17 protein-coding genes are annotated in these 23922 nt (G+C 32.5%); 14 read left to right on the top strand and 3 right to left on the bottom strand.

From position 1 onward, the window contains the following. Nucleotides 1-6: 6 nt before the first annotated feature. Nucleotides 7-1368, bottom strand: coding sequence for a sigma 54-interacting transcriptional regulator (locus tag N4A40_03800; protein MCT4660962.1), 1362 nt, complete (start codon nucleotides 1366-1368; stop codon nucleotides 7-9). Between the two features lie 151 nt (nucleotides 1369-1519). Between N4A40_03800 and N4A40_03795 the strand changes: the two genes are divergently transcribed. Both N4A40_03795 and N4A40_03790 read left to right on the top strand, forming a co-directional pair. Then, nucleotides 1520-2686, top strand: coding sequence for an exonuclease SbcCD subunit D (locus N4A40_03795; GenBank protein MCT4660961.1), 1167 nt, complete (start codon nucleotides 1520-1522; stop codon nucleotides 2684-2686). Further along, nucleotides 2686-5865 (top strand): SMC family ATPase, encoded by a 3180-nt coding sequence (locus N4A40_03790; GenBank protein ID MCT4660960.1) that lies wholly within the window; start codon nucleotides 2686-2688, stop codon nucleotides 5863-5865. The genes N4A40_03795 and N4A40_03790 overlap by 1 nt, the downstream gene beginning before the upstream one ends. A gap of 7 nt (nucleotides 5866-5872) precedes the next feature. On the opposite strand, the gene N4A40_03785 is transcribed toward N4A40_03790, so the two are convergent. Together N4A40_03785 and N4A40_03780 are read right to left on the bottom strand one after the other, a co-directional pair. Beyond that, on the bottom strand, nucleotides 5873-6250 hold the full coding sequence (locus tag N4A40_03785; protein MCT4660959.1) for a hypothetical protein: 378 nt from the start codon (nucleotides 6248-6250) through the stop codon (nucleotides 5873-5875). Between the two features lie 146 nt (nucleotides 6251-6396). Beyond that, nucleotides 6397-7722, bottom strand: coding sequence for an MATE family efflux transporter (locus N4A40_03780; GenBank protein ID MCT4660958.1), 1326 nt, complete (start codon nucleotides 7720-7722; stop codon nucleotides 6397-6399). A gap of 82 nt (nucleotides 7723-7804) precedes the next feature. Between N4A40_03780 and N4A40_03775 the strand changes: the two genes are divergently transcribed. The 12 genes from N4A40_03775 to N4A40_03720 form a co-directional block, all read left to right on the top strand. Further along, nucleotides 7805-8635 (top strand): MerR family transcriptional regulator, encoded by an 831-nt coding sequence (locus tag N4A40_03775; protein MCT4660957.1) that lies wholly within the window; start codon nucleotides 7805-7807, stop codon nucleotides 8633-8635. A gap of 177 nt (nucleotides 8636-8812) precedes the next feature. Continuing rightward, nucleotides 8813-9775, top strand: coding sequence for a hypothetical protein (locus N4A40_03770; GenBank protein ID MCT4660956.1), 963 nt, complete (start codon nucleotides 8813-8815; stop codon nucleotides 9773-9775). Then, complete coding sequence (locus tag N4A40_03765) at nucleotides 9714-11315, top strand: PEP-utilizing enzyme (GenBank protein MCT4660955.1); 1602 nt, start codon at nucleotides 9714-9716, stop codon at nucleotides 11313-11315. The genes N4A40_03770 and N4A40_03765 overlap by 62 nt, the downstream gene beginning before the upstream one ends. Next, nucleotides 11305-12666, top strand: a complete 1362-nt coding sequence (locus N4A40_03760; GenBank protein MCT4660954.1) for an MATE family efflux transporter — start codon at nucleotides 11305-11307, stop codon at nucleotides 12664-12666. Before N4A40_03765 ends, N4A40_03760 begins: the two co-directional genes overlap by 11 nt. 73 nt (nucleotides 12667-12739) lie before the next feature. Beyond that, a complete protein-coding gene (locus N4A40_03755) occupies nucleotides 12740-13738 on the top strand; it encodes a hypothetical protein (GenBank protein ID MCT4660953.1) in 999 nt (332 codons plus the stop codon). Between the two features lie 104 nt (nucleotides 13739-13842). Then, entirely contained in the window at nucleotides 13843-15663 is a 1821-nt protein-coding gene (locus N4A40_03750) for a sigma 54-interacting transcriptional regulator (GenBank protein MCT4660952.1), read from the top strand. A 240-nt stretch (nucleotides 15664-15903) separates the two neighbouring features. After that, entirely contained in the window at nucleotides 15904-17154 is a 1251-nt protein-coding gene (locus N4A40_03745; protein ID MCT4660951.1) for a sugar ABC transporter substrate-binding protein, read from the top strand. Nucleotides 17155-17215: 61 nt separating this feature from the next. Beyond that, entirely contained in the window at nucleotides 17216-18109 is an 894-nt protein-coding gene (locus N4A40_03740; protein MCT4660950.1) for a sugar ABC transporter permease, read from the top strand. A 12-nt stretch (nucleotides 18110-18121) separates the two neighbouring features. After that, entirely contained in the window at nucleotides 18122-18949 is an 828-nt protein-coding gene (locus N4A40_03735; protein ID MCT4660949.1) for a carbohydrate ABC transporter permease, read from the top strand. Nucleotides 18950-18987: 38 nt separating this feature from the next. Then, complete coding sequence (locus tag N4A40_03730; protein ID MCT4660948.1) at nucleotides 18988-19971, top strand: LacI family transcriptional regulator; 984 nt, start codon at nucleotides 18988-18990, stop codon at nucleotides 19969-19971. Between the two features lie 13 nt (nucleotides 19972-19984). Beyond that, nucleotides 19985-22144, top strand: coding sequence for a beta-glucosidase BglX (gene bglX, locus N4A40_03725; protein MCT4660947.1), 2160 nt, complete (start codon nucleotides 19985-19987; stop codon nucleotides 22142-22144). A gap of 474 nt (nucleotides 22145-22618) precedes the next feature. Next, a partial coding sequence (locus N4A40_03720; protein MCT4660946.1) for a YjiH family protein occupies nucleotides 22619-23922 on the top strand: 1304 nt, incomplete at its 3' end.

Raw genomic sequence — 23922 nt, 5'->3', positions numbered from 1 at the left:
CAAAAGCTAATAAAAATATTTTCTATAAAGCCTAGATGCTTTTGTCTGGCTTATACCAAGTTTTGCAGCAACTTTTCGGCTAGAGCCATATTCAGCATAAGCTTTTTTTATTATCTCTTTTTCATAGGAATCCATTAATTCTTGAAAAGTTTTTCCATCATCTATTCGAAAATCACTAGAGTGCATATTGCTTCTAGTACTAATCTCATATAGATGTTTAGGAAGGTGCCATGGTCTTATTATTACTTCTTTAGTAACTACGACCAATCGCTCTAGTATATGAGAAAGTTCTCTTACGTTTCCTTTCCAAGAGTAATTTGTAAAAATTTGCTTTACTTCTTCTGAGAAGCGATGTGTTTTATTATATTTTTGGCAGTATTTATTTAAATAAAAATTTGATATGAGAAGTATGTCTTCTTTTCGTTCTCTAAGCGGCGGTATGTCTATTTCGAAGACATTTAGTCTGTAGTATAAATCTTCTCTGAATGTTCCCATTTCAACCATTGTTTTGAGGTCTTTATTTGTAGCAGTTATTATTCGAATATCTACTTTTACAGGTTTTGTACTTCCAATGGGATAAAAACTTTTTTCTTGAATAAACTGTAGCAATTTTGCTTGAGTCGAGTAAGGAATTTCTGATATTTCATCCAAAAACAAAGTACCACCATTGGCTTCTAAAGCTAGTCCGCGTTTACCCTTAGTTTTAGCACCAGTAAAACTACCTTGCTCATATCCATAAAGCTCAGATTCAAATAAATCTTTACTTATAGCAGCACAGTTCACATGTACGAAAGCATTTTCGGTTCGTTTGCTTTTTTCATGAATATATTTGCCAATGAGAGTCTTTCCGACGCCAGATTCACCTGTTATAAGGCAAGGACATTCTAAATCTATAATTTCATTTACCAGTGCAAACAGCGTTTTCATTTTGCTATTTCCGAATATCAAATCGAAATCTAAAGATTTGGTACTAAGAGGCATGACATCTTCTAGCAAGTTTAAACTTTGAGTAGTGCTTTCAAATACATCATCACGAACACTCATAGCTACGTATTTAACATTATTATCATCGTCAAATATAGGTATAGCTATAGTGAGAAGTTTTGCACCGAGTTTTGTTTCTTGTTTTTGCTGTACGGCTTCTTTGTTTTTGTAGACATATGGAAGTACAGAAGTGCTCCAATATTCATTTGCAAAATCATAAAAACTATAATTTATCATTTCTTCTTGAGAAGTACCGTAGTGTCTTTTACAAGCTTTATTTACATAGACTATTTTATAATTGTTGTCGTATACAATTATTTCATCATAAAGTTCATCTATTATAGACAAAAATTCGTCGTAACTCAAAAAATCACTTATTTTCATTTGAAACCTCCGCGATTATAATTTAATATATGCTATAGCAACTGATTTAAGTATGATTTTATATAAAATATGATAATAAATCAAGAAAACGTTGTATTGAAATGATACAATATTAGGATAAGAAAACATATTGCAGGAGGAGGAGACCCTAATGAAAATAATACATACAGGGGATTGGCATATAGGTAAATTAGTGCACGGAGTTCATATGACGGAGGATCAGAAATATTTTTTAGATAAGCTTGTAGAGATGATAGATAGAGAACAGCCAGATGTACTTTTGATTGCAGGAGACATATATGACAGATCCATACCGCCAGTAGATGCAGTTGAGCTTTTAGATAAAACTTTATCGGAAATAGTTATAAAGCACAATACAAAAGTAATAGCTATAGCTGGAAATCACGATAGCCCAGACCGAGTTGGATTTGCAAATAAAATATTACAAGATATGGGTTTGTATATAAGAGGAAAGTTTACCAAGGACATAGAACCAATAAAAATTAAGGATAAGCATGGAGATGTGTATTTTTATCCTATACCATATTCAGAGCCAGCAGTAGTCAGAGAAGTTTTAGATAAGCCTGATATAAAGAGCCATGACGATGCTATGAAAGCGATACTTGAGAGAATAAATAATTTAAAACCAAGTGGAGTTAGATCGGTCTGTATATCACATGCTTTTGTATGCGGAGCAAGTGATCTAGAGCGAAGTGAATCAGAGAGACCACTTTCAATAGGCGGGACGGAGTCGGTAGATGTATCTCACTACAAAGATTTCGAATATGTAGCTTTAGGACATCTTCATAGACCACAGAAGGTGAGTGTAGATAATATAAGATATTCAGGTTCTCTTTTAAAATATTCATTTTCAGAGGCAAAACAGAAAAAAACAATACCTATAGTTGAGATAGATGGTGATGGCAGTGTAGATATTAGACTAGAAGAAATAAAACCAAAACGGGACATGAGAATTATCAGAGGTAGTATGCATGATTTGACATCAAAAGATGTATATGAACTTGAAAATACAGATGATTATGTAATGGCAATACTTTCAGATAGAGGAGAGCTAGTAGACCCTATAGGAGTACTTAGAAGTGTGTATCCAAATATACTTAGATTAGAAAAAGAGAGGTACGATAGAGAGACCGGAGAAGACAAAACATCTGCTAGTGATGAATTTATGAAGAAGGACCCTGTTAAATTATTTGAGGAATTCTATGAAAACATATCTGGAGAAGATTTTTCGGATGAAAAGAAGGCAGTAATTTCAGATATTTTTGAATCAGTGAGTCGTGAAGGGAGATGGTCATAATGCGTCCTGTAAAACTCGTAATGAGCGCATTTGGTCCGTATAGAGGAAAAGAGATAATACATTTTGATGATCTCAAAGATAGAAAATTATTTTTGGTTACAGGACCTACCGGAGCTGGAAAGACAACTATTTTTGACGCTATAAGTTTTGCTATGTATGGAGAGGCGAGTGGTGATTTAAGAAGTGCAGAGAGTCTTAGAAGTCAATTTGCTGATTCAGATTGCCTAACGGAAGTAGAGTTAACATTTGAGCTTAGAGGTAAAACATACATGATACACAGGATACCTCGTCAGCAAAAACCTAAAACTAGAGGTGATGGTTTTACAGAGCAAAAATCGGATGCAAGTCTTAAAATATTAAGTGGAGACAATGTAGACGCAGTCGTTATAACGGGAGTGAAAAGTGTCACAGAGAAAATAGAAAGTGTAATGGGAATAAATGCTGAGCAGTTTAGACAAATAATGATGATACCTCAGGGAGAGTTTAAAAAACTTTTGATGGCGGATAGTCAGGATCGTGAAAAAGTACTTCAAAAATTATTTGATACACAAATATACAGAGCTATGCAATCGAAATTAGATGATAGTGCAAAAAAACTTGGAAACAATATAAAAGGAAATAGAAAGCTTAGGGATCATGAATTAAATGGGATAGACTCAGGTGAAAATCAAGAGTTAAAAAATCTTATAGAGTTAGAAGACAAGCCATATACAAAAATAATAGAAATTACAAAAAATCAAATTGAGTCAGAACAGTTAAAAATTAGAGAATTAGAAGAGGATGACAAAAAACTTCACAAAGTAATAAAAGAAAAAAGTGCACAAAAAGAAATTGCAATTCAAATAAACAAAGAATTTGAAGAACTTGATTCACTAAAAAATAAACTAGAACTTCAAAATCAAATGTTGGATGAATTTGAACTAAAAAAAGTAAAGCTTGAAAGAGCGAAAAAAGCGAAAGAAATTTATTCTATAGAGAAAAGTTTTGTTTCAGAAATGAATGAGTTTAAATCGATTTCGTTGGATTTAGAGAATATAAATACAAAACTTAGTATCATATCGAATCTGCGAATAGAAGCAATGGAAAATCTAAAAAAAGAGAAATCTGATGAATATGAAGAGCGAAGGACAAAATCATATGAACATTTAAGTAAGTTAAAGTCTTATGTAGATAAGGTGAATGTAATAGCTAACTTAGAAAATGACATAAAGAAACTGATTGAAGACGAAAAAATCAAGAAAGAACAGCTGACAAAAACAAAAGAAGAGAGTAAATATCAAAGTGATTTAGTTGAGAAAGTGAAAAATGCAATTGAAGAAGCTCAAAATGCCAAATTAGAACTTGAGAAAAAGCGAAATGAACATAGAGAAGAAAAACATTTTGGGGAGATTGTACAAGAATTAATTCAGATAAATGATAAATTAGAATTAGAAAAGCAAGAACTTATAAGAATTGATGAAGTAAAGATAGAAAGTGAAAGTAGAGTAAAGTTGGCAGAAGAGAACTACACTAGAGGAAGAGTGATTTATCATACAAATCAAGCGGCTATGCTAGCGCAAAATTTGAGAGAGGGTATGCCATGTCCGGTATGTGGTGCTAAAGAACATATAAAATTAGCTGAGTTTAGCTTAGATGCGATAGATCAATCCGAAATAGAAGATTTGGAGAATAAATTGAATTTAGAAAAGAAAATGCACAGTGAAAATGTGTCGAAATTAGCTGCAAAAAAAGTTGCATTTGATAAGGTCAATGAGTCTAGAGATAAAATAATTGAAAAAGTTTCAAAAATAGAATTTGAAGCAGAGAAATTAGATAAAGAATGCTTAAAATTAGAAGTAAGTGAGAGTCAAGAGTATTTGAAAGAGATAATATATAGAAGTAATGAAAGAATCACAAAAATTACAGCCGAAGGCAAAAAAATAAGAGTAATTGCTGATAGATTACCACAAATGAAGCATGATTTAGAAAAAGAGGAGAAGTTACTTGAAGTATTAGCAAAAAAAATAGATGGCTATGTAGATCAATTGTCAGAATTAAGTGCTAAGCTTATTTCAAACAATACGAAATTAAGCACATTGTATGATGAAATTCCTGAAAATATGAGAAAAAGAGATGCACTCGTATTGAGTATAGAAGCATCAGAACGTGAATATGGCATATTACAAAAATCATTTGAAGATGCAAAAGAAAAAAGTGAGAGTTTAGAGTTAGAATTTGTAGCTAAAGAAGAGCGTAAAAATGGATTAAATCAAAATTTAGCTAAAATTAGTGAGAAACTTGATATTGCGAAAATAGAATATGAAACGGCGATTTCTAAAAAAGGTTTTGAGGGAGAAAGCGATTATAAAAATGCTCAATTGAATGATAGTGAAATGGACTATTTAGATGATAATATTTCAGAATACGAGACTAATAAGAATAAAGTATCAGAGAGGCTTAGTTTCATTAAAGAAAAATTAGAGTCAAAAACTATTCAAAATATAGACGAAATTGAGAAATTAATCTATGAATTAGAATATGAACAAAAAGAAGTTCTTCAAAAGAAAAATGAATTAGAGCGAAGAATGATGAATAATAAGGGTCATATTGATGAAGCAATTAAATTGACAGAACTAATGAAAGAAGATGAAGAAAAGTATAATACTATAGGGCATTTAGCTAGAATTTCAAAAGGTGAAAATAAATCTAGGATGACATTTGAAAGATATGTACTGGCGGCATTTTTAGAAGACATAATTAAAGCAGCAAATCAAAGACTTAGCAAAATGTCTGGTGGAAGATACCATTTATCAAGAACTGAGGAGTTAGAAAGGCTAAATAAGCAAAGTGGGTTAGAACTAGAAGTGTATGATAATTATACTGGGAAATCTAGACATGTAAAGACATTATCAGGAGGTGAAAGCTTCAAAGCTTCTCTTTCTATGGCACTAGGACTTTCTGATTTTGTTCAATCATATTCAGGTGGAGTTCAGCTAGATACGATGTTTATAGACGAAGGTTTTGGAACGCTTGATCAAGAGTCGTTAGATAGTGCTATAAATTGCTTGATAGAGCTTCAAGAAGCAGGGCGATTAGTTGGAATAATATCTCATGTTCAAGAACTCAAAGAGAGAATAGATGCAAGATTAGAGGTCGTTGCATCATCGACAGGAAGTAGTACAGAGTTTGTGATAAACTGATATTGCATTATACTATTTCATTACATTTTTTGATCCATTTATCATTGAATTCTTTAAACGTGGGTAATATTCTAGATTTTAAATCTGCGATAGTTTTGAGCCCCATAGATATGGATTCATCAGCTAATATTTGATAAAGCGTGCACTCACAGTCAAGAGGATCATTTATGACTTCGACATAATCTATTCCCAGTTCAAATAGATGAAATAGCCTATGATGTCCGTCGATTGAAAATATTTTATCTTTATAGAAAATAACATATATTTTGCCTGGATTATCGAATTTTTCAAAATCAAGACGTACCTTATCTAATTTTTCCTGACAAAGATAGTGTTGTTGGGGGATTATATCTTTTAGTGGAACCGTGAAATGTTTTTCGCTCATATCATAAACCTCCAATGTTTTTTTAGATTATACCATATTTTTGAAAAAATATTAAATTAAAATAAAAACCATTTGATAGATTTTAGAAAAATGATTAAATCTATCAAATGGTTTTTGCTTTTGTACTTATATTTTACATAGAATCATCAATAATGATAAACTGCTTTGTATTTTTTCAAAAGATATATAGATATTCCAAGTGTCAAAATTTCTGCGAATGGTACAACTAACCAAAGGCCATCTATAGCTAATAAATTAGGTAGAATTGCAAAGCCTATCATTACGAATACTAGCGATCTTGAGAGTGCTATGATAGATGACAATTTACCGTTTGAAAAAGCAGTGAACATACCAGACGAGCATATATTTATACCACAAAATAGGAAGCAAATAGAGAACAATTTAAGCCCAGAACATGCTAACTCATATACATGACTAGATTTTGGTACAAAAATGACAACTAACTCTGGGGCAAATATCATAGCTATAGCGAATATCAAGAAGCCTGAGCCTATTATGAATTGCTTGCTGTATTTGAATGTTTCTTTTATCTTCTCTATATTTTTTGCTCCATGATTATAGCTTAAAAGTGGTGATATACCCATTGAGAAACCTAAATAAGTAGATACCAATAGGAAATGAGCATATAGTATTATTGTAAGTGCTGCTAATCCACTTTCACCTGCAAATTTTATAGCTATTATGTTGAAGAAGAAAGTAGTTATACCTGAAGATAACTCTGTTACCATCTCAGATGAACCATTTATCATTATTGAGATAAGTTCTCTAGTTGGCAGTTTGCCAAAACTAAATTTTAAAGTTGATTTAGAGGACATAAAATAAACAAGCGCTATCAAGCTAGGAATGAGAGCACCTAAGCTAGTTGCAATAGCGGCACCGGCTATGCCCATACCAAATATTTTTATAAAGGTATAGTCTAAAATAATATTTATAATACCACCTAGTATAGTAAGCATCATACTGAAATTAAATCGACCATCAGCTCTGACAAAAAATTCAAAAAGAGCTTTTGTTATGAAGATAGGCATAAATAAAAATACCCATTTTCCATAATTTACGCAAAACGGAAGTAGTTTATCAGTTGCGCCTAGAGCAACTGCTATTGGTTCTACAAAGATAAATCCAATAATGCCAAGTGGGATACCGATGGCTAAAGCTGTTAAAACTACTAATGTGAATGTCTTGTTGGCTTCATCCATTTTGTGTTTACCCATTTTAATTGAGACAACAGCGGCTCCACCGGTGCTGAGCATTATTCCGAAACCAAATATAAGATTCATGATAGGAAGAGTGATATTTATACTAGCTAATGCATCAGGACCTATAAACCTAGAAACGAATACACCATCTACTATGGTGTATAGTGAAAGGAAAATCATAGAAACTATGGCTGGAGCCACAAATTTTAAAAATTCCTTAAATGAAAAATTTTTTGTAAATACTGCTTTCATTGAAAACCTCCTTGAATATAATGCAATTGTTATATAAAATAAGATAAAGCGTATAGTTACTATACGGTCAAGGGGTGATTTTGTGAATAAAGAATTTAGAAAATATTTATCTATAAGTGAATTTGCAAATCTTGCTGGAACAACTAGAAAAAATCTTATTTTTTACGATAATGAAGGAATATTTATACCAGAAAAAAGATTGGATAATGGATATCGATATTATAGTTTGTTTCAATTAGAGACATTTGCGCTTATTCAGGATTTGAGAGGGCTAGATATGCCGCTTAAAGAAATAAAGAAATATTTGGGAGAAAGGACCCCTCAAAATTGTATAGATTTATTGGAGAATCATAAAAAATTATTAGAAATTAGGATAAAAAGCTTAGAAGCATCGAAATTTGCGATAGAGCAAAAAGTAAAGTTAACTAAAATAGGAATTGATAAATCAGATGTTGAAGGTGTATATTTTGTGACAAAAGCACCTATAAAAGTACTAGAAAAGAAGCGAAAGAATTTAGATATAGAATATATAATGAATGATATAACTGACTTCGTAAAACATGCACAATCAATAGGTGCATATATGGGATATCCTATAGGTGTAGTTATTGAAGCTGATCAAATTGAAAAAAAGGAGTATACAAAACTAGGTAGATTATTTATGGAAGTAGCGAATGAGGTTGATGACAAATACTATAAATACTATGAAGAAACATTTTGTGCATGTATACTGCATAGAGGTCTTTATGAGGAATCGTATAAATCGTATGAAAAGTTATTAGATGAAATTGACAAAAGTGAATATGAAAGGATTGGAGAATCGTATGAGTATTCTATTTTGGATTTTTTTTCAGTCAGAGATGAAAAGGATTGTTTGACTGAAATCGTAATACCTGTGAAAAACAAAAAATGAACCAACTGTAAACGTTGTGTTTAGATAAGAAAAAAACAAAAAATGAACACAAGAAAATGCTATTCGTCAGTATATACTGCGCTTTACGGAAAATCTATTGAAGAACAAGAAAATATTGGTATAATATAAATCACCACTTGTGAAAGTGGTGATTTTATGGTTTAGGGAGGGGTTTTTATGAGTTTTATTTATGATTCGGAATCAAAAAAAAGCAGAATCGAATTGAAAGAATTAAAACCTTTTGGTATCTTGGCAAGGGGTGAGTTGAAAACAAAATTTGGTGAGGAAGTTTTGTTTGTGTGCGAGAGTGCGCCAGAAAAGTATAGGTATCTTAATGTTATTAAAATAGTCAATAGCTATTGTTACAAATTAAGTGATAAAAGTGAGGATTTGATTGAAGTAAATCCAACACTTGAACTTAATAATTCAGAGCATAGTTTTTGGTCAGTGAATGAAACCGAGCATAAGATTGATGTTATGCCTGTAGAAAAATTCGATTTCGGAGTATTTTCAAGGTTATTTGAAAATCAAGAAGGAACGGAATTTAGTAGCGGAGAGATGGCTTGTACCAAGAGTTTCGAGAGGTATTTAAAGCTTAGAAATAGTCAAAAATCTAGCTACTTAGTAGTTTTAGGCAAAAAAAATTGGCCTAAAAAACCGGCTATAAAATACAAATTAGATTGTGAAGGAGATATATTAACTAGAAGTGTTAGAATACTAGAGCTTAGCCGAGAAAATTTCATTAATTCAGTTGAACACATAATGGATAGCGAGTATGAACATGTTGAGATAAGAAGATACCCTTCATTTTATAAGAGAAAAGATCGTGTAATCTGTATAGATCAGGAAATGGGTTTCGTGTATGGACTTAGTTATTCTGAAGCTAAAACACTTAGAAAAGAGTCGGATAGATTTAATCAGATAGAAGTAGAGTTTTGGAGTGGTATTAGATCAGATATTAGTGGAAAGAATATAGATTGGTATGAAGTGGATTTAAGTCACAAATCATTAGTTTCTAGAATAGAATCTAAATTGGAAGAATCAAACTTTTATTATAAATCACCGGGAGGAAGAAAGTATGAATGGTTATCAGCAATTGAAAAAAATGGGAGAAAGATTAAAATCGATGACATTATCTAATTTTGGAGAACTAACAGAGTATGTTTCAACAACTAATTGGGACTTCGCATCTAAAAATGAAGATGATGATTTTCATACAGATTTGCTTTTTTTGAGAACTGCAAGTCAAGAAATGGAAGAATATATTGGGGATTCACATGAAGACGTATTTTTAAATTATAATGGTTATTGTGGGTCTTTTTATTTTGAGAAAAGTAATAGTAAAAGAATTTGTGAGAACATAAAAAACAAACTTAGAGAAGATGAAAATTTTAGAAAAGCATTCAATAAAAACATATATGAAGTAGCAGATAAATTGGCTTCTGTTTATGGAGATATAGACAGATCCGATTTTAAATTTATGGGAAAAGCGCAGTTAAAATCAATATATGAGAGACAAATGAATGCTCAAATAGAACTTTATAGAAAGTGTTGGCCTGCTGAAGTGATTCAAATTCCAGAAATAGGGCTTGAAGAGGATCTAATTGATGAAATAAAGAAATGGGGCTATGGTAAAAAAGCGGCAGAGCAAGTCTTTTATGAACTTGTCAGGTGCGATAAGGATTCGGTTTATGTTGAAGAAGAAAAGTTAGTAATGGATTTAGCCAAAAATGTACTATCAAATGATGAAGTTAAAAGGTGGTTTGACCTTCCTATAAAGCATTTGAGAACTCATTGCCCTCATTGGTTATCAAAAAAAATAGAGGAGGTAAGAGCGTTTTATGGATACCTTGGCTATCATGGTTTTGGCGATAGAGAGATGACTAGTACTGATGAGTATTTGAAAAGAATAAAAGAATACGTAAATGATGAAAGCAAATTCAAATCAGAGTCATCGAACTGGAACGATAGGGATGTTAATTTATCAGATTCGGCAAAACATATGCTAAAAATTATGACTAATGTAGATAGAGATTTAGTAAAGTTATATGGTGAATTGGCAGTATCTAAAGCTTATAGAAGGCTTGCGCAGCTAAAAAACTTTTATTACTTAGATGAGCTAGTAAAAGAAATAGCTTACAAGACACATTTGACAGAGTCACATATCAGATTTATGATGCCAGAAGAAGTTATGGCGCTTTTAGAGGAGAGGTTAAATGTAGAAGAAATAAAGGATATTGAGAATAGACGAGAGAATATGGTATATATATATCACAATAATGAGGAATATGTATTTACAAAAGAGAGAGCAAATTCACTTCAAGATATAGTTGAGAATCAGGAACCAATAGTTGAGACAAAGGTATTAAAAGGTCGAGCGGCTTGTATGGGAGTTAGAAGAGGAAAAGCTGTTATTATTGAGAGGGCTACAGATGCAGATAAGTTTACGCCAGGAGATATATTGGTATCATTAGAAGCTGATCCAGATTTGATTTCTGTGATGAGAATGGCTGGAGCTATAGTTACAGATCAAGGAGGAATTACTTGTCACGCAGCTGTAATTGCTAGAGAGTTTAATATACCTTGTGTTATGGGAACAAAGCATGCTACAAAGCTTATAAAATCTGGAGATATGCTGTTAGTAGATGCAAATAAAGGAGAAGTTATTATTGAAGAATAGAAAAGATGAGTTTTATTCATTATTATTCAAGCTTGCAATCCCTGTTGCAATGCAAAGCTTTATATCAACATCGCTGAATATAATAGACTCTATTATGGTAGGGAAGTTAAGAGAAGACGCGTTGGCTGCTGTAGGAGCGGCCAATCAGTATTTTTATGTGTTCATATTGCTTATATTTGGCATAGCTAGTGGAATATCAATATTTACAGCACAGTATTGGGGACAAAAAAATATATCAGAGATAAAGAAGACAATGGCAATAGGTGTTGTAAGTACTGTAATAGCTAGTATGTTTTTTGCAATATTGGCGTGGATTATTCCTAAATCTATCATTGGAGTGTTTGTAAAGACTAATGGTATTGGAAATGCGCTTGTATTAGGGGAGAAATATCTAAAGATAGTTGCATTTAGCTATGTAATTACAAGTTTGTCACTAGTATATTCAGCAGCAAGTAGGAGTATAGAACGAACAAAAGAAATTATGTGGGCCAGTTCTATATCACTTGCTTGCAATACATTTTTGAATTATTTACTTATAGAAGGTCATTTTGGAGCACCTGCTCTTGGGGTAAAAGGAGCTGCTATAGCAACGGTTATTGCAAGATGTGTTGAATTTTTGTTGATAATGAAATATGTATATGGAAAGAAATTACCATTGGCTCTTAGATTAAATGAATTCTTGGGATTTACAATCAATGATATTAAAAGAATATATTCAAAAGTTGTTTTTGTTATATTAAATGAATCATTATGGGCTCTCGGAATATCACTTTATGCAGTTGCTTATGGTTATATAGGAACATCGGCAGTAGCGGCTATACAAGTATGTAATAGCATACAAAATTTGTTTATGATTGTAGCGAAGAGTTTGTCGACAGCATCTGGAACAATGATTGGAAATAAGATAGGAGAAAAAAACGGTGTATTAGCACATTTGTATGCGAAGAGATTTTTAAAACTTGGAATTGTATTTGGGTTTTTATCCGCTGTATTGCTTAGACTTATAACACCTTGGATAGCCTCTTGGTATGAAGTTTCTTCAGCGACAAGAATGGATATAATATCTACATTAAATATTATTGGATTATTTTTGGTATTTAAGATATTGAATGTTATAATGACGGTTGGAATACTTAGAAGTGGAGGAGAGACTAAATTTGCTTTTGCAGTAGATGTTGGAACTGTTTGGTTTATAGGCGTACCACTTGCATTTTTGGGTTCTATATATTTTAAATTATCACTTCATGAAGTCGTGGCGATGTTATCTGTCGAAGAGATTTTAAAGTGTATCGTGTGTTGGTTAAAGATAAGAAAAAACGATTGGAATCAAAACTTAGTTGATGTAGCTTAGACTAGCAGTAAATATGTCTTTGTGGTATATTATTTAAAAGAGTAATATCAATCTCAATTTGGGGGGATTCAAAATGGCTATTCACGAATTTGACGAGAACATGAAGACTGATGATTATTTTGTTGGAGGAGAATATAAGTATTTGGTTGAAGGTAATAATTGTAGATTACTAGATGGCAGAAGAACAACAGGTTTTATAGAATCTTATTTTGAAGATAGTGCTATGTTTAGATGGAGAATTACGAAATATGAAGATAGTGGAAAGTATTGGGATTTGCCGATAGAATCGATTGAGAGATTTCAATTTGAAATGGATTCAAAAGTTTTGGATTCTAAATCAATTGATAGAATGAAATCTAAATCAGAACAATTTAGCAAGATACTAGATATAGAAGTGGATGATAAAGTTTTGAAAGAAACAGAATCTGAGATTGAACAACTTAGCTGGGATATAGAACAGTGGTTAGAGTTACATTCAGAGTTTATACAGGATGGCAGAAAGTTAAAGTTGAATTCTAAACGAGGAAATGAACTTTTGTGGCAAGACTTAAAAACATATATGAATACAGTAAATTTAGGAGAAATAGAGAAGATAACGGCAGAAGCTATGGTTCTTAATCCGGAATCAGGTGAGTGGATAAAGGGTATGCAGATAGTATTAGCAGAACTTGGTTTAGCTATGTACAATGGTAAAGTCACTAGGACCAAAGATGTATTTGATGGATTGGGTGATAAAGAGAATAGAAGAAGATATATAATTCATAGAATGGCTTTTATGAGGGCGTATTTTAGGATGAAGAATATTTCGGAAGTGAAGTTATATAGAGGAATGTCAACTGAAAATCATTGGTTGGAGAAAAAGAGAACATTTTTACATGGCAGTTTTAGTTTAGAGGTTGGGGAAGCTTTTAGTGCCTTTGATAGGGAGAGCAAATACAAGAATTCGTATTTGATGATGCTCACTATTCCAGTAGAAAAATTATTTATGACATATTTGGAAACAGAAGCTATGAATAGTCAATATGAAGAGGCTGAAGCTCTTGTATTGTATGACAAAAAATTGTATATATAGTGTATGTAAGAGCGAGAAAAGGTTCATCTTTTCTCGCTCTTCCGATATGTACTAGGCTCTTTTTATCATTTGTGATAAAATAGTTTCACAAAGGAGTGAAGAACATGATTTTTACATCAGAAAAGTCATTGGTAAAAGACATATTATCTAGTGACTATATTTGTCTAAATCGTAAAGCAACCATAAGTGAAGTTATTGATGCTATGCTTATAAATAATCTTCCAGAGGCATTTATAGTAAATGAAAAAGATCAATTACTAGGGATGATTACGTTATCAGATATTGCAAAAATAAAGAGAACTAATGCATCAGAGAATGAATTGATAGAATCGTTTATGACTAGAAATGTGATATCAGTAGGAAAGGAATATACTGTTATAGATTGTAAAGATTTGCTTAGAAGACATAATATAAAGCGATTGCCAGTTATGGAAAAAAACAAGATTTGTGGCGTGATTCGATACAAAGAAATCGAATTTTACTATTATGATGATGTAGAAAAAGCTTTTGCAAGTTATGATTTGCTTTTAAATAATATGCATGATGCTGTTCATGTTATAGATAAAAATGGTAAAATTATACTTTGGAATAGAGCAGCAGAACAACTCTATGGATTAAAAGAAGAATCGGTAATGGGGAAATTACTCTCAGAATTTTTGGATGAAACTATATACAACAAAATATTTGAAACACAATCAACTATAGAAAACTTTTACCATTCACCTAAAAAAGGTTGCCATGTAGTTACAAATGCTCATCCAATTTTGATTGGGGGAGAACTTTTAGGAATAATAAGTACGGATAAAGATATTAGTGAAGTTGAGTATTTGACGAAAGAACTTGATCGGGTAAAACATAAATTGGAATTAATGAATCAAGCAAATGAAGAAGATGCATTTGCTGAAATAAGAGGGCAAAGTCATACATTGATAACTGCTATAAATCTTGCAAAGCAAGTCTCAAAAACACAGGCAACTATATTTATAACTGGAGAAAGTGGAACTGGTAAAGAAGTTTTTGCTAGAGCTATATTCAATGAAAGTTATGACACTGATCAGAATAACATATTTGTTCCAGTCAATTGTAGTGCTATACCAAGTGAGTTATTTGAGAGCGAATTTTTTGGATATGAACCAGGTGCGTTTACTGGAGCTAGTAAAAAGGGAAAAGTAGGATTGTTCGAACTTGCAAATAATGGAACAATATTTTTAGATGAGATAGGGGATTTACCTTTATTTATGCAAGCTAAACTCTTAAGGGTATTACAAGAGAACAAACTTAAACGAGTCGGTAGTAATAGAGAAATTTTAGTTAAAACTAGAGTGATATCAGCTACAAACAAGGATTTATTAAAAATGGTTGAAGCTGGAGAATTTAGAGAGGATTTGTATTATAGATTAAATGTTATACAAATAAAATTACCTCCACTAAGAGAGCGACCAGAAGATATAAAACTGTTAGCTATGAAATTCATAAAAGATTTGTCTTGGAGAAATCACAAACAAGTTAGGTATATCGCGGATGAGGTTGTAGAAACACTTCAAAGATACAGATGGAAGGGAAATATTCGTGAATTAAAAAATACTATAGAGTATATGGTTGTTATGAGTAAAGGCGATGTAATTACAATGGATGTAGTACCAGGTTATATAAAAGAAGATAGTCAAAAGCATGCTATGAGTCCTATAATAGAAGCTAGAATTCCAGTAGAACCAATTCGAAAAGAATATGAGGAAATGAGTGAATACGAGCCTAAAATAGAAATGGAGAATAGTGATGCAGTAAGTGATTTGCAAGAAACTTCAGAAAAGCAAAGAATAATAGATGCAATAGAACGAGCTGGTGGTAATAGAAGCAAAGCTGCAAAATTATTGGGTATGCCTAGAAGTAGTTTTTATTATAAAATAAAAAAATATGATATATAAAAAGATATTGAAAATCAGAGCTTTAGGGGAAATAAAGCTCTGATTTTTTATTTTTGAAGTTTAGATATTAATAATTGTCGAAAAATTTGGAGATTGACAAAGCTTTTTTTTGATGATAGAATTTAGACAACGAATTCGAAACGTTTCGAAAAAAGAATTTTGTAATATGATTTCAAGTGAATTTGTTTTTTTGCATCTTGTTCGAAACGTTTCGATAAAAAGTAGAAAAGGGGAATGGATATGAAAAAAAGATTTTTGGCAGGAATGTTGAGTCTTGTACTTTGTGTGTCGATTGCACTTACTGGTTGCGGATCTAATGATTCTGATAAGCAGGCTAGCGAGGAAAACGGTGTCAAAACTATTAAAGTTTGGGCGATGGGGGAAGAAGGAAAGTTATTACCTCAAATGGTTGAAAAATTTGAAGCGAATAACCCAAATATCGATGTTGAAGTGCAGGCATTGCCTTGGGGACAAGCTCACGATAAATTGCTGACAGCAGTTGCTTCAGGTAATGGACCGGATATTATTCAAATGGGAACATCATGGATTCCAGAGTTTGCAGATGCAGGAATATTAAAAGATTTAAGTGAATTTACTAAAGATTATCCAAATATTTCACCAGATAGATATTATGTTAGTTCTTTGGCTACTACAGAGTATGATGATAAATATGTTGCAGTTCCTTGGTATGTTGACACTAGAGTTTTATATTATAGAAATGATATATTATCGGAAAGTGGATATCCACAAGGGCCAAGTACATGGGATGAGCTGTACGATGCATCTAAGAAATTATCGGCTAGAGGAGAAGATAAATATGGATTATCATTAGATATTAGAGATCAGTTTTTTGCGGTTACATTTGGATGGCAAAATGGATCTGAGATAATAAAAAATGGTAAGTCACAGTTTTCAGAGCCAGAGTTTGTAGAGGCTATAAACTATCTGAAAAAATTCTATGATGAAAAACTTACTATGATGTATGGCGATGTGGATATAGTTCAAACGTTTAAAGATGGAACAGAGCCAATGTTTATAAGTGGTCCATGGATGGTAAATGTTTTAAATGATGCAGCTCCAGAAATTAGTGGGAAGTGGTCTATAAGAACGCTACCAGCTAAAAAGAGCAATATGTCATTTGTAGGTGGATCTAATTGGACTATATTCCATAATTCGAAAAATGTTCCAGAAGCACTAAAATTTATAGATTACATGAGTGATACTAAAACTCAAATTGAATGGATGAAAGTGTCCAAAGCGTTACCTGCTAGAGCAGATGCTTGGGTTGATCCTGTTATAGCAAATGATGATTATGTTTCTGTATTTGGGGAACAACTTAAAAATGCTAAGCCATCACCATTTATAGTAGAATGGGAAGAAATAGCACAAGAATTGAGTGCTTCGTTTGAAAGAATAATAGCAGAAAATGCTGATGTAAATGCAGAAATGAAAAAGCTTGATGAGAAGGCGAAAAAGGTTTTAGAAAAGTAAAAATATGATATAAAATGAGCCTAGTTTTTTTACTAGGCTCAACTATGAAATGGAGGATGCAATGAAGGGATTGAAGCGTGGATTAAAAAAATATAGAGTCCCATTGTTATTTATTACACCGACACTAGTATTGTTGATTACGTTTTATATATTGCCGATATTATTGGCATTTGGAATAAGCTTTACAGATATGAATCTGAAGGGACTAGCTGATTTTTCAAAAATTGATTTTATAGGATTAGAGAACTACAGCGAATTATTTTCCGATCCAAACTTCTTAAAAGCAGTTTTCAATACTTTCTATTATGTTATATTTGGAGTTCCGTTGGTTATAGTATTTTCACTTGGAATAGCCCTTATGTTAAATTCAGGGCAAAGCAAGATATATAGTGCTTTTAGAGCAGTATATTATGCACCGGCTATAACAAATACTATAGCAGTTGCAGTTATTTGGACTTTTTTATATAATAGCCACTACGGTTTATTCAATTATATAATTGAATGGTTAGGCGGTGAGCCAATAATGTGGCTTAGCGATCCTAAATATGCTAAGTTTTCATTGATAATATTGGCTGTTTGGAAAGCAATTGGTATAAATATGCTCATATTTTTAGCTGCATTAAAAGGGATACCTAAGAGTCTATATGAGGCAGCGGATTTAGATGGAGCGAATGGCTGGAACAAATTTATACACATTACATTGCCACAACTCAAATTTTCTATGTTTTTTGTAGTAACAACTACCCTTATTGGATGGATGCAGTTTTTTGAGGAACCATTTGTTATGACTGAGGGTGGTCCGTTGAATTCTACTATTTCAATGTCATTATTTATATACAAAAATGGATTTGGAAGAAGTAAATTTGGCTATTCAGCGGCAGGGTCATTTATTTTATTCGCGATGATAATAGCTATAACTTTAATTCAATTTAAACTCAAGAAAAAAGAAGCTTAGAGAGGTGGTAATATGAAAAAACGAAAAATGAAAAATAATGAGAATAAGTTTATAACATTGATATTACTTCTCGGTGGATTCTTGATGTTTACTCCTTTAGTATGGATGTTATTGACATCATTTAAACCTGAGAGTGAGGTTCTTAAATTACCGCTAACCTTTTTTCCAGAAAACTTTATATTAGATAATTATACTAAATTGTTTTCAGAATTGAATTTTATGCAATATTTTAAAAACACCTTAATCTTGGTAATAATATCATTTGCAGGATTATTTTTTAATGCTATGACTGGATACGCTTTCGCAAAATTTGAATTTCCGTATAAAAAGATATTATTTGTGTTTGTACTAGCTACAATGATGATACCGTCACAGGTAACTATGATACCTGTATACTTGATATTAAATAGTTTGCATTTGACAAATACAATTTTAGGGATAGCATTACCAGGGTTTGTAGCTGGATTTAGTGTGTTTTTATTTAGGCAATTTTTTACTACGATACCAGATGAATTGCTAGAAGCGGCGCGCATAGATGGAGCAAGCGAATTCAGAATATTTTTCTCGTTGATAGTTCCTGTTGCAAAACCAATATTTGCAGTTCAAGGGATATTGACATTTATAGGTGCGTGGAATAGTTTTTTATGGCCACTCATAATAGCGAGTGATGAAAAATACTATACGTTATCTGTTGGACTTTCGCTACTAAAAGGTCAAAATGCATCTAGTTATGCACTTCAAATGGCAGGTTCTGCTATAATGGTTATTCCGATACTCATAGTATTTTTGTGCTTCCAAAAATACATTGTAGAAGGATTTACTATGTCGGGAATGAAGTAATTATTTTTCAATTTAATTAGAAAATGAGGTTGATAGATTTGGCAACGATAAAGGATATAGCAAAAAAAGCAGGTGTTTCAATATCAACTGTTTCATATGCATTAAATGGGACAGGTGCTGTGAGCGATGCTACTAAAAAAAAGATATTAGAAGTGGCAAAAGAACTTAATTATAATCCAAATGCTATAGCTAGAAGGCTGAAGAAAAAAAAGCAAGAACTCATAGCGGTTATAGTTAGAGATTTTCATGGACCAATATATGGTGAGATAATAAGAGGAATAAGAGATGTGGCTCAAGAGAATGATTACGAAATGGTTGTAGCAGCAAGTTATAACAATAATAAGCTTACTAAAATACTAACTGAATGGGTAGTTGACGGTGCAATAATATTAGATTCGCTTATAAGTGATGAAACTATATTGGATTTGGCAAACAAAGATTTTCATATAGTAACCTTAGATAGAGTAATAGATAAAGAACATGTTTCTAATGTTTTGATAGACAATGAAAGGGCAGCACGAAGAGTAGTAGAGTATTTTGTAGAATTGGGATATAGTGAAATTGGATTTATAGGTGGACCGAAAGAGTCATTAGATAATATAAGGCGATGTGAGGGATTTAAGGAAGGCATGAATAATGCGAATTTAAGTATAGAAAATGACTGGTTTGTGTTTAGCGACTTTACTGAACGAGGTGGATATCAAAGTATGATAGAGCAAATCAATAACGGTAAATTACCTAGAGCTTATTTTGTAGCGAATGATGAAATGGCTATTGGTGCTATGAAAGCACTTCAAAATGCTAACATAAGGATTCCAGAAGATGTTGCGATTATAGGATTTGATGATATACAACTAGCTGATTATATGTCTCCTAAACTTACAACTGTTCGCAGACCTAGCTATGAATTGGGAAGCTTAGCAGGGGAAATATTGATAAAAAGTTTAAAAAAGGGTCAAACAGTAAAAAATAAATTACTTGAAACAGAGCTTATTATAAGGGAGAGCTGTCACAAGCGTTAATAGGAGGTTTTTCATGAAGGAGAAAGTAAATATAGATGAGATAATTAAGAAGTTAACTTTGAAAGAGAAGATCGGTCAACTTATTCAATTGGCAGCTTTTTTCTTTAATCCAGAATCGGTAGGAGAGATTACGGGAAATCTTACGGAGATGGGACTTGAAGAAGAGGATGTATTTCGAGCAGGGTCGGTGCTTGGAATATCAGGAGCTAAAGAACTTAAATTGATACAAAGTAGATATTTAGAAGAGAGCAATCACGATATACCATTAGTTTTTATGGCAGATATAGTGCATGGTTACAAGACTATATTTCCAGTACCTCTTGCACTTGGGTGCTCATGGAATTTAGAAGCGGCAGAAAAAATGGCTGAAATTTCAGCTATAGAAGCTTCAGTAGGTGGGGTACATATTACATTTTCACCTATGGTTGATTTGGTTAGAGATCCTAGGTGGGGAAGAGTTATGGAGAGCACAGGAGAAGACCCCTATCTAAATGGTCTATTTGCAAAGGCCATGGTTAAGGGTTATCAGGGTGATTTGAAAGGTCCATATAATATAGGGGCCTGCGTAAAGCATTTTGCTGCATATGGAGCTGCAGAAGCTGGTCGGGATTACAATACAGTAGATATGTCAGAGAGAACATTAAGAGAGTACTACTTACCAGCATACAAAGCAGCTATAGATGCTGGTGTTATGATGGTTATGACATCATTTAATACAGTATTAGGGGTTCCTGCTACGGGAAATGAATATTTGATGAGAGGTATTTTGAGAGATGAATGGGGCTTTGAGGGTACAATAATATCTGATTGGGGAGCTGTAAATGAACTCATAGCACATAGCATAGCAGAAGACGGAAATGAAGCAGCATTAAAAGCGATAAAAGCTGGTGTAGATATTGAAATGATGACTCCACACTATGTTCACCATTTAGAAAATTTGGTCAAGATAGGTCATGTAGAAGAGAGGCTTATAGACGATAGTGTACGTAGAATACTAGAGCTGAAAGAAAAACTAGGCTTATTTGAAAATCCATATAAATCAGCATCGGAAGAATTGGAGACAAAGCTTGTGCTTTGCGACGAGCATAGAAATGTGGCTAGAAAAATAGCTGGAGAATCTATAGTATTGCTGGAAAATAACGGAGTATTGCCAATAAATCAAAATACTAAAAATATAGCATTGATTGGTCCATACGGAGACGAAGGAGACATGATAGGACCATGGCATTGGTCAGGTAGAGCGGAAGATAGTGTGACATTATTAGATGGTCTAAAATCGTATGTAGGAGAAGGTTCTATTAAGTATGCTAAAGGATGCGGAATAGAAGATGGAAATGATGATGAATTTAAAAAGGCTATTGAAGTTGCTAAGGAATCAGATTTGATAATATTGGCTTTAGGGGAACATGAAGAGATGAGCGGAGAATCTGGATCAAGGGCATATTTGAAATTACCAGGGCGACAAGAAGAACTTATAGAAACTATATTGAAATTAGGAAAAAAAGTAGTAGTAGTTTTATTTAGTGGTAGGCCACTAGAAATAAGTTCATTTGCTAAAGATGTGGATGCTCTTATACAGGCTTGGTTTCCAGGAACAGAGGGTGGAAACGCATTGGCGGATATATTGATGGGGGTAGTAAATCCATCGGCTAAACTTACAATGAGCTTTCCGATAACAGTTGGGCAGATACCTGTTTATTACAATTGTTATAATACTGGCAGACCAAAACCATTTGAGGAGAATAAAGAACGATATTTTTCACAATACTTAGATATACCAAATGCACCGCTGTATCCATTTGGATATGGTCTCTCATACACAAATTTTGAGTACAGTGAGTTGGAATTGGATAAAAAGGAGATTGTATCAGGAGATACATTGGAGCTAAGCGTTCGTATAACAAACGCTGGTGATTTTGAAGGCAGAGAAATAGTACAGCTTTATATAAGAGATATTTCGGGATCAGTTGTTAGACCACTAAAAGAATTGAAATCATTTAAAACTATAGAACTGAAATCTGGCGAAACGGAAACTATTTCATTTACAATAGATGAAGAGATGCTTAAATTTCACAATTTTAAAAATGAATTTGTGTATGAAAAGGGTAAATTTGAAATTATGGTTGGTAAAAATTCTATGGAGCTATTGACCACAATTTTTGAATTTAATTAAAATATAGGTGAGATTGTCTATTGAAGACAGTCTCATTTTATTTTTATAGAAAATAATTACATTTGCATCAACGCGATGAAGTCAATGGAAAATAAGTGAAAAAACATTGAATGGAAAACGTTTACATTCACTAAAAATACATTTTTGAAGAGCGCGAAAAAACGATTTGATAATCGGAGTTAAAAAGTCGGAAAATACAATTGAGATTAAAAATAAATTTTTTTGTATAAAAAAACCGAAAAATAGTGTATAATATAAGGAGAATACGTTAGAATTAATGAAAGAAAATACATTAAATGCAAATTTATGCAAAAAGGCGGATTGTTAATAAAGAAACTAAATATTGTTTAGAAATTTGCAAAGTGTCGAAAAATTTTGTATAATGATAAAAAGAGTGAATAATAATAGAATTTATGCAATTTGTTAAAAAGACGTCAATCACGTCTTAAAATAAAAAAATAAAGGAGTGACATTATGGAAGCTCATAATGAAAACAAAGCAGTAGACGATTCAAAGGTAACATCAAATGGAAAAAGTATATTTAGATTTTTGATACCATCACTGATCGGTGTTATTTTGTTCATGATTCCGGTATCAATTGATGGTAAAATTACTATTCCAGTTGCTATTTTCTCTAACTGGTTGCAGGGCGTATTGGGGGCGTACATACCGGCAATCATGGTAGGAATTATCGGTTTTACTTGCATCATGAGTACTTTAGTGAAATTTGTTAAGATTGATTTTATCGAAAAAAGTCCATTTTTAACTAGTTTATTTAAAGTATCTCCACTCTGGTATATAGCTAGGGTTTTAGGTTTTGTATTTGTAGTGATGACATATTTCAAACTTGGTACAGAGATGGTTTACTCAGCAGATACAGGTGGATTGTTGTTAAATGATTTGTTACCTGTATTATTCTCGGTATTCCTATTTGCAGGTATGCTTATACCTCTATTATTAAACTTTGGATTGCTTGAATTATTTGGAGCACTTCTTACAAAACTTATGAGACCAATATTTACATTGCCTGGTCGTTCTTCAATAGACTGTATAGCTTCTTGGCTTGGAGATGGAACGATAGGGGTATTATTGACTAGTAAGCAATATGAAGAAGGGTATTACAATCAGAGAGAAGCGGCAGTTATAGGTACTACATTCTCAGCTGTATCTATTACTTTTAGTTTGGTTGTATTGGCGCAAGTAGGTCTTCAAGAAATGTTTGGACAGTTTTATTTGACAATATTAGTAGCAGGTGTTGTTGCAGCACTTATCACACCTAGAATATGGCCGTTGTCTAAAAAGTCGAACTTGTATATTGGAGAGCAGAAAAAAGAGATTGATGAAACTATTCCAGAGGGACATTCATCATTATCATGGGGAGTTAAAAAAGCTGTTGATCGTGCATATGAAAATAATAGTGTCAAAGATATTTTAGTTCAAGGTATTCACAATGTTTTAGATATGTGGGTTGGAGTAGCACCAGTGGTTATGGCTATGGGAACTATAGCACTATTGATAGCAACATACACACCAACATTTGCAATTCTTGGTAAACCATTTATTCCATTATTGAATGCGTTAGGTGTACCAGAAGCAGTAGCAGCATCACAAACACTAGTTGTTGGTTTTGCAGACATGTTCTTACCATCTGTAATTGCAGCTGGAACTATTCAAAATCCAATGACATTGTTTATAATAGCTGCAGTATCAGTAACACAATTAATTTACATGTCAGAGGTTGGTGGATTGTTACTAGGATCTAAGATTCCAGTTAAAAT

The organism is Tissierellales bacterium (assembly GCA_025210965.1).
GTDB lineage: Bacteria > Bacillota > Clostridia > Tissierellales > JAOAQY01 > JAOAQY01.
The sequence above is the reverse complement of the archived record's forward strand: the minus strand, read 5'-3'. Positions and strand labels throughout refer to the sequence as shown.

Coding starts and splice junctions, on each gene's coding strand:
- N4A40_03800 (MCT4660962.1), bottom strand. CDS start 1,368: ATGAAAATAAGTGATTTTTTGAGTTACGACGAATTTTTGTCTATAATA.
- N4A40_03795 (MCT4660961.1), top strand. CDS start 1,520: ATGAAAATAATACATACAGGGGATTGGCATATAGGTAAATTAGTGCAC.
- N4A40_03790 (MCT4660960.1), top strand. CDS start 2,686: ATGCGTCCTGTAAAACTCGTAATGAGCGCATTTGGTCCGTATAGAGGA.
- N4A40_03785 (MCT4660959.1), bottom strand. CDS start 6,250: ATGAGCGAAAAACATTTCACGGTTCCACTAAAAGATATAATCCCCCAA.
- N4A40_03780 (MCT4660958.1), bottom strand. CDS start 7,722: ATGAAAGCAGTATTTACAAAAAATTTTTCATTTAAGGAATTTTTAAAA.
- N4A40_03770 (MCT4660956.1), top strand. CDS start 8,813: ATGAGTTTTATTTATGATTCGGAATCAAAAAAAAGCAGAATCGAATTG.
- N4A40_03765 (MCT4660955.1), top strand. CDS start 9,714: ATGAATGGTTATCAGCAATTGAAAAAAATGGGAGAAAGATTAAAATCG.
- N4A40_03755 (MCT4660953.1), top strand. CDS start 12,740: ATGGCTATTCACGAATTTGACGAGAACATGAAGACTGATGATTATTTT.
- N4A40_03750 (MCT4660952.1), top strand. CDS start 13,843: ATGATTTTTACATCAGAAAAGTCATTGGTAAAAGACATATTATCTAGT.
- N4A40_03745 (MCT4660951.1), top strand. CDS start 15,904: ATGAAAAAAAGATTTTTGGCAGGAATGTTGAGTCTTGTACTTTGTGTG.
- N4A40_03740 (MCT4660950.1), top strand. CDS start 17,216: ATGAAGGGATTGAAGCGTGGATTAAAAAAATATAGAGTCCCATTGTTA.
- N4A40_03735 (MCT4660949.1), top strand. CDS start 18,122: ATGAAAAAACGAAAAATGAAAAATAATGAGAATAAGTTTATAACATTG.
- bglX (MCT4660947.1), top strand. CDS start 19,985: ATGAAGGAGAAAGTAAATATAGATGAGATAATTAAGAAGTTAACTTTG.